The sequence below is a fragment of the Saccharothrix coeruleofusca genome (genome assembly GCF_014648515.1).
In the GTDB taxonomy this organism is placed as follows: Bacteria; Actinomycetota; Actinomycetes; order Mycobacteriales; family Pseudonocardiaceae; genus Actinosynnema; species Actinosynnema coeruleofuscum.
In genome coordinates, this window is record NZ_BMRG01000009.1 from 178,031 (window position 1) to 187,725 (window position 9,695).

The window sequence follows — 9,695 nt, forward strand, 5'->3', positions numbered from 1 at the left end:
GCTGGCTGCGGCTGGCGGGCACGGCGGCCCGCCCCGAGTACTTCGAGATCGCCGAACCGGTGACCGACGTGGACGAGGTGCCGGGGGTGGCCCGCCGCGTCTCCGCGCGCGTCGTGCTGCTCGACGCGCGCGACCGCGTGCTGATGTTCCAGGGCTTCGACCCGGTGCGCCCCGACGAGCTGTTCTGGTTCACCGCGGGCGGCGGTGTGGAGCCGGGGGAGGACCTGCGCGCGGCGGCGGTGCGCGAGGTGTTCGAGGAGACCGGGCTGCGGCTCGCGCCGCAGGACCTGGTCGGCCCCGTGTGGAAGCGCCAGGCCGTGTTCACCTTCGACGGCCTCGGCTACGCCGCGCAGGAGTGGTTCTTCGTGGCCCGCGCCGCCTCAGGGGCGGTCGACACCTCCGGCTTCAACGCGCTGGAGCGGCGGACCGTCGTGCGCCACCGCTGGTGGTCGGCGGACGAGCTGGCGGCCACCGGGGAGACGGTCTACCCGGTCCAGCTCGCCGAGCTGCTGCCCTCGGTGCTGGGCGGCGAGTGGGACGGCACGACCCGCTCGGTGCGTTGATCCCGGTGCCGGGACCGACCAGGGGGCCACGAGCCTGCCCCGCGAGTCGCGCGTTCCGGCACCCCGAACTGAGCGTTCGAGCACCTCGAACTGAGCGGTGGGGCGGCCTACCGGGAACTGGCCGCCGTCCGTCCGAGGTGAACGTCCGGCCGGTGATCCAGATCACCCGGTCGGACACCAGGAACGCCACCACCTCGGCGATGTCCTCGGGCCTGCCGACGCGCCCCGGCGGCACCGCCTCCGACGCGTCGCCCAGCGGGATGCCCGCCGCGCCGATGCCGTGCGAACCGAATTGCGTGATCTAACATCATGCGCGGTCCCGGCGGGGAGCGAAGACGGATTTGCGGCGCGTGCCACAGACGGCGGCTATGGGCTCAGAGCACGAAGGTCGCGATCACCTGGCTGAGCAGCCGGACGTCGGCGTGCCCCTTGAACTCCAGCCGCACCTTGCCCAGGCCGCTGAACCACAGGTCCAGCTCGGCGTCCATGTCGAAGGTGCCCGCGGTTTCCACCGAGAACGCCTGGACGCGGCTATAGGGCAGCGAGGTGAAGTCGCGCTTGCGGCCGGTCATGCCCTGCACGTTCACCGCGATGACCCGCTTGTCGGTGAACACCACGAAGTCGCGGACGGTTTTGAAGCACGCCACGATCTGCTCGCCCTGGATGAGGATGGGCGCCACCTGCGGGCCGATGTCCTCCGGACGGCACGGCGCGAGCTTGAAGACGGAGGTCTTCTCGAAGTCGATCACGTGTTCGATCCTACTGGTAGGAGGTGCGGCGGGGCGGCCCCACATTCCGTCCCGCCGCACCTGGTCACACGCGCCCGATCACGTCGTCACCGTACGAGACCAGCGTCTTGTCCTTGTCGTCGTGCATCAGGTAGAGCGCGAAGTTGTCCACTCCGACCTCCCGCAGCTCCTGCAACCGGTCCACGTGCGCCGAGACGGGGCCGAGCAGGCAGAAGCGGTCCACGATGGAGTCGGGCACGAAGTCGGTGGACCGGTTGCCCGCCCGACCGTGGTGGGAGTAGTCGTAGCCCTCCCGGTCCTTGATGTAGTCGGTCAGCGCCGCGGGCACCGCGCCGGAATCCCCGTACCGCGCCACGAGGTCGGCCACGTGGTTGCCCACCATGCCGCCGAACCAGCGCAGCTGCTCGCGCTGGTGGGCCAGGTCCGGGCCCACGTACGCGGGCGCGGCCACGCACATCGTGATCGACGACGGGTCGCGCCCGGCCGCCTTGGCCGCCTCGCGCACCGATCCGATGGTCCACCGCGCGATGTCGGGGTCGGCGGTCTGCAGGATGAACCCGTCGGCCTGCTCGCCCACCAGCTTCAGCGCCCTGGGCCCGTAGGCGGCCATCCACACCTCCAGCTTCCCGTCGCGCACCCAGGGGATGCGCACGGGCGTGCCGTGGTGCTCGACCTCCCGGCCCTCGGCCAGCTCCTTGATGACGGTCATGGCCCGGCCCAGCGTCGCCAGCGAGGCGGGCCGCTGCCCGATCACCCGGCGCGCCGAGTCGCCCCGCCCGATGCCGCACACCGTGCGGTTGCCGAACATGTCGTTGAGCGTGGCGAACAGCGAGGCGGTGACCGACCAGTCGCGGGTGCCGGGATTGGTCACCATCGGGCCGACGACCAGCTCGCGGGTGGCCGCCAGCACCTGCGAGTAGATGACGAACGGCTCCTGCCACAGCACGCACGAGTCGAAGGTCCAGCCGTAGCGGAAACCGCAGTCCTCCGCCGCTTTCAGCCCCGCCACCACCTCCCGCGCGGGCGGGTCGGTCTGGAGCACGACACCGAAGTCCACCGACGCCTCCCTAGACCAGGTACTGGTTCAGCTCGCGGGTCAGGAACCTGCCGTGCCCGATCCGGCCGTGGAACCCCTCGGCGTCCACCACCACCCGGCCGCGCGAGAGCACCGTGTCGACCTTGCCGGTCAGCTCCATGCCCTCGTACGCCGAGTAGTCCACCGCCATGTGGTGGGTGGCCGCGGAGATGGTCTGCCGGGCGCGCGGGTCGTACACCACGACGTCGGCGTCCGCCCCCGGCGCGATCACGCCCTTGCGCGGGTGCAGGCCGAACATCCGCGCGGGCGTGGTGGAGCTGATCTCCACCCAGCGCTCCAGGCTGATCTCACCCCGCACCACGCCCTGGTGCAGCAGGTCCACCCGGTGCTCGACGCCGGGTATGCCGTTGGGGATCTTGGCGAAGTTCCCGCGCCCCAGCTCCTTCTGGTCCTTGAAGCAGAACGGGCAGTGGTCGGTGGAGACCACCGACAGGTCGTTGGTGCGCAGGCCGCGCCACAGCTCGGCCTGGTGCTCCCGAGGGCGCAGCGGGGGAGAGGCCACGTACTTCGCGCCCTCGAAGTCCGGCTTGGCCAGGTCCTCCAGCGACAGGTACAGGTACTGCGGGCAGGTCTCGGCGAACACGTTCTGCCCGGTGTCGCGCGCCCGCGCCACCGCGTCCAACGCCTGCGCGGCGGACAGGTGCACGACGTAGAGCGGCGCGCCGGTGACCGCGGCCAGGGTGATCGCCCGCGAGGTCGCCTCGCCCTCCAGCTCCGGGGGGCGGGTCAGCCCGTGCTCGACCGGCGCGGTGCGGCCCCGCGCCAGCGCCTGCGCGACGAGCTGGTCGATCGCGATGCCGTTCTCCGCGTGCATCATGACCGTGCCGCCGATCTCACGGGCCTTCTGCATCGCCCGCAGGATCTCCCCGTCGGTGGCGTAGAAGACGCCGGGGTAGGCCATGAACATCTTGAACGAGTTCACGCCCGCGTCCGCGCACGACTCCATCTCCTTCAACGACGTGTCGTTGACATCGGAGACGATCATGTGGAACCCGTAGTCCACCGCGCAGTTGCCGTCCGCCTTGGTGTGCCACTTGTCCAGTGTGGACATCAGGGAGGTGCCCTTGGCCTGCACCGCGAAGTCGATGATCGTGGTGGTGCCGCCCCAGGCCGCCGCGGTGGTGCCGGAGGCGAAGGTGTCGGCGGAGAACGTGCCGCCGAAGGGCATCTCCATGTGGGTGTGCGCGTCGATGCCGCCGGGGATCACGTACTTGCCCGCGGCGTCGACCACCCGGTCCGCGGCGATCGCGAAGCCCGGCGTCAGCAGCGCGGCGATCTTCTCGCCCTCCACCAGCACGTCGGCGGCCACCGCGCCGGTGGCGTTGACCACCGTCCCGCCCCTGATCAAGGTGCTCACGGCCGCACCAGCGATTCGTAGCTGTCGGGCCTGCGGTCCCGGTAGAACGCCCACAGGTCGCGGACCGCGGCCAGCTGGTCCATGTCCAGGTCGCGCACCACGACCTCCTCCTCGGTGTCCGACGCCGCGTCCCCGATCAGCTGGCCGCGCGGGTCGACGAAGTAGGACTGCCCGTAGAAGTCGTTGTCCCCCAGCGGTTCCACGCCCACGCGGTTGATGGTGCCGACGAAGTACTCGTTGGCCACCGCGGCGGCGGGCTGCTCCAGCCGCCACAGGTACTCCGACAGGCCGCGGCTGGTCGCCGACGGGTTGAACACGATCCGCGCGCCCGCCAGCCCCAGCGCCCGCCAGCCCTCCGGGAAGTGCCGCTCGTAGCAGATGTAGACGCCGATGCGGCCCACCGCGGTGTCGAACACCGGGTAGCCCAGGTTGCCCGGCTTGAAGTAGAACTTCTCCCAGAACCCCTTCACCTGCGGGATGTGGTTCTTGCGGTGCTTGCCCAGGTACGTGCCGTCGGCGTCGATCACCGCGGCGGTGTTGAAGTAGACACCGGGCTGCTCCTGCTCGTACATCGGCACGACCAGCACCACGCCGTTCTGCTCGGCGACCCGGCACATCAGCTGCGTGGTCGGCCCGTCGGGGATGCCCTCGGTGTAGGAGTAGTAGTCCGCGTCCTGCACCTGGCAGAAGTACGGGCCGTAGAACAGCTCCTGCAGGCACACCACCTGCGCGCCCCGCGACGCGGCGGACCGGATCGCCTCGACGGCGCCCGCGATCATGGAATCCTTGTCACCGGTCCACTTCTGCTGGACCAGACCTGCCCGGACGACGTTGCTCACGAGTGCTCCTTCCGCGGCGCCAGCGCCAGGTGGACGAGCAGGCCGCCGACCAGGCCGACGACCCAGTTGTAGTCGTAGAGCGGTTTGAGGAACGGGATCAGCCCGTCCGCCGGGAACGGGCCGCCGTACGCGCCGCCGACGGCCAGCAGCGAGCCGACCGCGGTGGCCAGCACCGCGCGCCAGTTCCAGCCCGCCCGGAACCAGTACGCGCCCCGCCCCGCCAGGTACAGGTCGACCAGCGCCAGCTCGGTGCGCGCCAGCAGCCAGTAGCCCGCGATGAACACCCCGGCCACGGACGCCAGCAGGCCGCCGTAGAAGCCCAGCCAGGCGAAGATGTAGATGCCGGGGTCGGAGATCAGCCGCCACGGCTGGATCAGCACGCCGATCACGCCGGTGATCAGCCCGCCCAGCGCGAAGGTGATCCGGCGCGGGAAGGCGTTGGAGAAGTCGTAGGACGGGCTGACCACGTTGGCCGCCAGGTTGGCCGAGATGGTCGCCAGCACCAGCGCCACCAGCGCGACCAGCACCACCGCGGTGCTGTCGAAGCGGCTGGCCAGCTCCGCCGGGTCCCAGATGGCTTCGCCGTAGAGCGCCACCGCGCCCGAGGTGGTCAGTATCGCCACGATCGCGATGAACGACATGGTGGTCGGCAGGCCGAGCACCTGGCCGACCGCCTGCTTGCGCTGGCTGCCGCCGAACCGGGTGAAGTCGGGCATGTTCAGCGACAGCGTGGACCAGAACGCGATCATGCCCATCAGCGCGGGGAAGAACACCCGCCAGAACTCCGCGCCCCAGCCAAGGCGCGACGGCTCGGACAGGATCGGACCGAACCCGCCCGCCTGGACCGCCACGTAGGCCAGCAGCACCAGGAAGCCCACCGACACCAGCGGGGCGGTCCAGTTCTCGAACCGCCGGATGGCCTCCATGCCGCGCCAGATCACCAGCATCTGCACCACCCAGAAGCCCAGGAAGCACAGCCACAGCGTCCACACCTGGCCGAGCACCGCGGGGGCGCCGGTCCAGCCCTCGCCCGCGAGCCTGCCCACGATCACGTGCAGCGCCTTGCCGCCGACCCAGGTCTGGATGCCGAACCAGGCGCAGGCGACGAACGCCCGCAGCAGCGCCACCAGGTTCGCCCCGCGCACGCCGTAGAAGGCGCGGGCGAAGACGGGGAAGGGGATGCCGTACTTGGTGCCCGCGTGGCTGTTGAGCAGCATCGGCACCAGCACGATCAGGTTGCCCAGGGTGATGGTCAGGAACGCCTGCACCCAGTCCATGCCCAGCGCGACCAGCGACGCGGCCAGCGTGTAGCTGGGGATGTTGTGGGCCATGCCCATCCACAGCGCGAAGAAGTTGTAGGTGGTCCAGGTGCGCTGCTCCAGCGGAACCGGCGCCAGCTCGGGGTTGTAGTGGGGGCTGTCCGCGATCGGGGTGTGGTCGCGCAGCTCCACCCGGCCTGCCGCGTCCGGCGCGGCCTGCGCCACGGGGTCGAGGGCCATCGGTCACTCCCCTGTTACGCTGGTGAAACACCGTCCGCGGCAGCGGTCCGGCGCGAGGTCCACCTCGGCATCCTCAGCTCCCGCCGCGCGGTCCGGGCAGCGTCGATGTGTCCGCGCTTGACGTGCTCGGCGGACACTCTGTACACCCCGTCGGGAAAACCAGGGGTGAACCACGCCGCCACTTTCGGCTTCCCTCGAAGGTGTAATGCCTGCACGGAGCGTCAGTCACTCGATCGAGCGGGTGTGGAGACGGGCTCGGGATGTCGATAGGTCAAAGGTCCATTGCCAGACCCCCGACTCGTTTCGAGGAACACCGTGTCTGCACTTCGCCCGCGCGGACTCTTCCGCGCCGCCGCCATGCTCGCCGTCGGCGTCTCCCCGCTGCTCGCAGGCTCCGCTTCGGCCACCGAGGCGCCGCAGGTCGACAGCATCACGCCCAAGATCGGCGACGCCCCCGAGGTGTCGGTCGCCGACCTCAAGGCGGACGAGGTCATCAGCGGCAAGACCGTGAAGCTGCCCGCGACCCCCATCACCCCGCAGGCCGCGCCGATGGAGCGCGACCTGACCGAGACCTCCACCTCGGTGCTGTCCGAGACCGCGCCGGAACTGGACCGGGCCGCCGACATGGCCCCGGTGACCGGGCTGACCCAGCAGCTGCCGCTGCTGGGCGGGCAGGGGCTGGGCGGCCTCGGCCTGGGTGGGCTGGGCCTGGGCGGGCTGACCCAGCAGCTGCCCACCGACCAGCTCACCGGCGCGACCGGCGGCCTCGGTGGCGTGACCGGCGGCCTCGGTCAGCTGCCGGTCGGGCTGCCCCTGCTGGGCTAGGCGTCCAGTTCCCGCACCAGCAGCGCCACGTACAGCGAGAGCACGGACTCCGGGTCCTCCAAGGACACCCCGAGCACCTGCTCGATGCGGGCCAGCTGCTGGTAGTACGCGGTGCGCGAGAGGTGGGCCGCGGCAGCCGCCGCAGACTTGTTGCCCCCGTGCTCGCAGTAGCACCGCAGGAGTTCGACCAGCCTGCTGCCGTGGTCCGCGTCGCGGGCCACCAGCGGGCCGAGCTCGCGGTCGGCGAACGCCCGCACCCGCTCATCCTCCCGCAGCAGGTGCATCAGGCCTCGCAGCCGCACGTCGTCGAGCCGGTGGTACAACCGCGTACCGGGTGAGCGCAGGGCCGCTCCCGCGATGTGGGCGGCTTCGCCGAGGCTGCGCCGCACCTCCGGCACGGCCGTGACGGTCGTGCCGACGGCGACGACGACCGGGAGGGCGTGCTGCGTCCCCGCCGCGGTGCGGTGGATCTCGCGGGCGAGCCGCCGCAGCACGCCCTCCAGCCCGGTCTGCGGGGGCACCGACAGCAGGGCCCGGACGCTGGTGTCGTCGACCACGCCGACCAGCGCGGGCACCGTCGCCCGCCGGGTCGCCAGCGCGGTGGCCTCGGCCAGGTCCCGCAGCACCTCCTGGGTGGCCAGGGCCTGCGCCGGGGACACCGCGCTGCCCGGTCGGACCGCCACGCCGACCAGCTGCCGCCGCTCCAGCGGCACGCCCAGAGCCGCCGCCCGCGCGGGCAGGTCGGGTGGTGGCTGGCCGAGCAGCTGGGTCAGCAGCGTGCGGTGCGTCTGCCGCTCCAGCGACTCCCGGTCGCGCGCCACCAGCCGGTGCACGGCCAGCGCGGAGGCCGCGCGCTCGGCGACCACGACCTGCCGGTGCGCGGGCGGCTCCGGGGTGAGCAGCACCAGCCGCCCCCAGTCCGCGCCGCGCGCGCCGACCACGGTCACCAGCCAGCCGGACTCCTCGTGGTAGGCGGTGCGCTCGGCCACCGAGACCGCCCGCGAGCGCTGCCCCCAGTCCGCCAGCAGCGCGGTGGGGTCCTGCCCGGCCGCGTCGTAGGCCAGCACCTCGTGGCCCAGCGTCTCCAGCACCACCGGCAGCCCGGAGGTCCGGGCGACCTCCCGCAGCACCTCGGCGGGTTCCGCGCCCGCCACGGTCAGCGCGGTGAACGTCTCGTGCACCTGTTCCGCCGCGCGCAGCTCGACCAGCTGGGCGTCGACGATCAGCGACACCACCGCCTCGGTGACCGCGACGAACCGGGTCTCCCGAGCCAGGGCGACCAGCGGCAGCCCGTGCCGCTCGGCGGCGGCCGCCAGCGCGCCGGGCAGGTCGTCGGGCCAGCGCCGCACCAGCTCCACCACCAGGCCCGCCGCGCCGACCGAGGCCAGGTCGTCGACGTAGCGGGTGAGCCCCGCCTCGTCGTCGGGCAGCGCGATGCCGGTGGTGAGCACCAGCTCCCCGCCGCGCAGCAGGTGGGCGATGTCGGCGACCTCCGCCGCGTGCACCCAGCGCACCCGGCGGCCCATGCCCGCGGCACCCGCGACGACCCTCGGCCGGGCACGGCGCAGCACCGGCAGGACCAGCGCTTCGGCGACCGTCGGGTACATGGACACAACGTAATGCCGCGCGGGGCAAAGGGGCACAGGTTGTGCATGGCGGCCGGTGCCCGCTCCGACGACACTCCACGGCAGGGAGCCCGAGGAGGACGCCATGTCGCACGAGGAGCTGCTGGCCCGGCACCGCGCGGTGATGCCCCGCTGGATGGCCCTGTACTACGACCGGCCCATCGAGCTGGCCAGCGCCAGCGGGCGGCGGGTCACCGATCGCGAAGGCCGCACCTACCTGGACTTCTTCGCGGGCATCCTGACCAACGCGATCGGCTACGACGTGGCCGAGATCAGCGAGGCGATCCGCGCCCAGCTGGCCACCGGCGTGCTGCACAGCTCCACGCTCTACCTCATCCGCGCCCAGGTGGAGCTGGCCGAGAAGGTGGCCGCGCTGTCCGGCATCCCCGACGCCAAGGTGTTCTTCACCAACTCCGGCACCGAGGCCAACGAGACCGCGCTCATGCTCGCCACCCGGTTCCGCCGCAGCGACCAGGTGCTGGCGCTGCGCAACTCCTACCACGGCCGCGCCTTCGCCACCGTGGCGATCACCGGCAACCGCGGCTGGTCGGCCAGCTCGCTCAGCCCGGTCAAGGTCAGCTGGGTGCACGGCGGCTACCGCTTCCGCAGCCCTTTCAAGGACCTCTCCGACGCCGACTACGTCAAGGCGTGCGTGGCCGACCTGCGCGAGGTGATCGAGACCACGACGGCGGGCGAGGTGGCGTGCCTGATCGCCGAGCCGATCCAGGGCGTGGGCGGGTTCACCGCGCCACCCGACGGCCTGTTCGCCGCCTTCAAGGAAGTCCTGGACGAGTACGGCGTCCTGTTCGTCTCCGACGAGGTGCAGACCGGCTGGGGGCGCACCGGCGAGCACTTCTGGGGCATCCAGGCGCACGGCGTGACCCCGGACGCGATGACCTTCGCCAAGGGCCTGGGCAACGGCCTGGCCATCGGCGGCGTGGTGGCGCGCGGCGAGCTGATGGACTGCCTGACCGCGAACTCGCTGTCCACCTTCGGCGGCAACCCGCTGGCCACCACCGGCGCGCTGGCCACGCTGGAGTACCTGCTGGCGCACGACCTGCAGGCCAACGCGGCCAAGCTGGGCGCGCGGCTGCTCGCGGGCCTGCGCGGCATCGCCGAGCGGCACCCCGTGGTGGGCGACG

9 protein-coding genes and 1 pseudogene are annotated in these 9,695 nt (G+C 71.9%); 4 read left to right on the forward strand and 6 right to left on the reverse strand.

Annotation, left to right across the window (positions count from 1 at the left end; all coding sequences use genetic code 11):
• Positions 1 to 143: 143 nt before the first annotated feature.
• Positions 144 to 563: an NUDIX hydrolase gene (locus tag IEZ00_RS38375; protein ID WP_506347071.1), complete on the forward strand. Its 420-nt coding sequence runs from the start codon at positions 144 to 146 to the stop codon at positions 561 to 563.
• A gap of 152 nt (positions 564 to 715) precedes the next feature.
• The gene (locus IEZ00_RS38015) at positions 716 to 868 is read left to right on the forward strand and encodes a hypothetical protein (protein WP_189225331.1); all 153 of its coding nucleotides are present in this window, start codon (positions 716 to 718) and stop codon (positions 866 to 868) included.
• Positions 869 to 937: 69 nt separating this feature from the next.
• Here IEZ00_RS38015 and IEZ00_RS22330 read toward each other — a convergent pair whose 3' ends face one another.
• The 5 genes and pseudogenes from IEZ00_RS22330 to IEZ00_RS22350 form a co-directional block, all read right to left on the reverse strand.
• Positions 938 to 1,312, reverse strand: a complete 375-nt coding sequence (locus IEZ00_RS22330) for a PH domain-containing protein (protein ID WP_189225253.1) — start codon at positions 1,310 to 1,312, stop codon at positions 938 to 940.
• Between the two features lie 64 nt (positions 1,313 to 1,376).
• A complete protein-coding gene (locus IEZ00_RS22335; protein ID WP_189225254.1) occupies positions 1,377 to 2,369 on the reverse strand; it encodes a TIGR03842 family LLM class F420-dependent oxidoreductase in 993 nt (330 codons plus the stop codon).
• 10 nt (positions 2,370 to 2,379) lie between these two features.
• Positions 2,380 to 3,765 carry a dihydropyrimidinase gene (hydA, locus tag IEZ00_RS22340; protein ID WP_189225255.1) on the reverse strand — a complete coding sequence of 462 codons (1,386 nt, stop codon included), beginning with the start codon at positions 3,763 to 3,765 and terminating at the stop codon, positions 2,380 to 2,382.
• Positions 3,762 to 4,544 carry a nitrilase-related carbon-nitrogen hydrolase gene (locus IEZ00_RS22345; protein ID WP_244991183.1) on the reverse strand — a complete coding sequence of 261 codons (783 nt, stop codon included), beginning with the start codon at positions 4,542 to 4,544 and terminating at the stop codon, positions 3,762 to 3,764. The genes hydA and IEZ00_RS22345 overlap by 4 nt, the downstream gene beginning before the upstream one ends.
• A 10-nt stretch (positions 4,545 to 4,554) precedes the next feature.
• Positions 4,555 to 6,103, reverse strand: a pseudogene (locus IEZ00_RS22350) (NCS1 family nucleobase:cation symporter-1).
• Positions 6,104 to 6,418: 315 nt separating this feature from the next.
• Here IEZ00_RS22350 and IEZ00_RS22355 point away from each other — a divergent pair.
• Positions 6,419 to 6,928 carry a hypothetical protein gene (locus tag IEZ00_RS22355; protein ID WP_189225258.1) on the forward strand — a complete coding sequence of 170 codons (510 nt, stop codon included), beginning with the start codon at positions 6,419 to 6,421 and terminating at the stop codon, positions 6,926 to 6,928.
• On the opposite strand, the gene IEZ00_RS22360 is transcribed toward IEZ00_RS22355, so the two are convergent.
• Positions 6,925 to 8,535: a PucR family transcriptional regulator gene (locus IEZ00_RS22360; RefSeq protein ID WP_189225259.1), complete on the reverse strand. Its 1,611-nt coding sequence runs from the start codon at positions 8,533 to 8,535 to the stop codon at positions 6,925 to 6,927. The genes IEZ00_RS22355 and IEZ00_RS22360 overlap by 4 nt on opposite strands.
• 103 nt (positions 8,536 to 8,638) lie before the next feature.
• On the opposite strand from IEZ00_RS22360, the gene IEZ00_RS22365 reads away from it, so the two are divergent.
• Positions 8,639 to 9,695: aspartate aminotransferase family protein (locus tag IEZ00_RS22365; RefSeq protein ID WP_229795983.1), on the forward strand; the 1,057-nt coding region annotated here is incomplete at its 3' end.

What these genes read in the sequence shown, in the direction of transcription:
- IEZ00_RS22345 (WP_244991183.1), bottom strand. Translation starts at nt 4,544, where the DNA reads ATGATCGCGGGCGCCGTCGAGGCGATCCGGTCCGCCGCGTCGCGGGGC.
- IEZ00_RS22360 (WP_189225259.1), bottom strand. Translation starts at nt 8,535, where the DNA reads ATGTACCCGACGGTCGCCGAAGCGCTGGTCCTGCCGGTGCTGCGCCGT.
- IEZ00_RS38375 (WP_506347071.1), top strand. Translation starts at nt 144, where the DNA reads ATGTTCCAGGGCTTCGACCCGGTGCGCCCCGACGAGCTGTTCTGGTTC.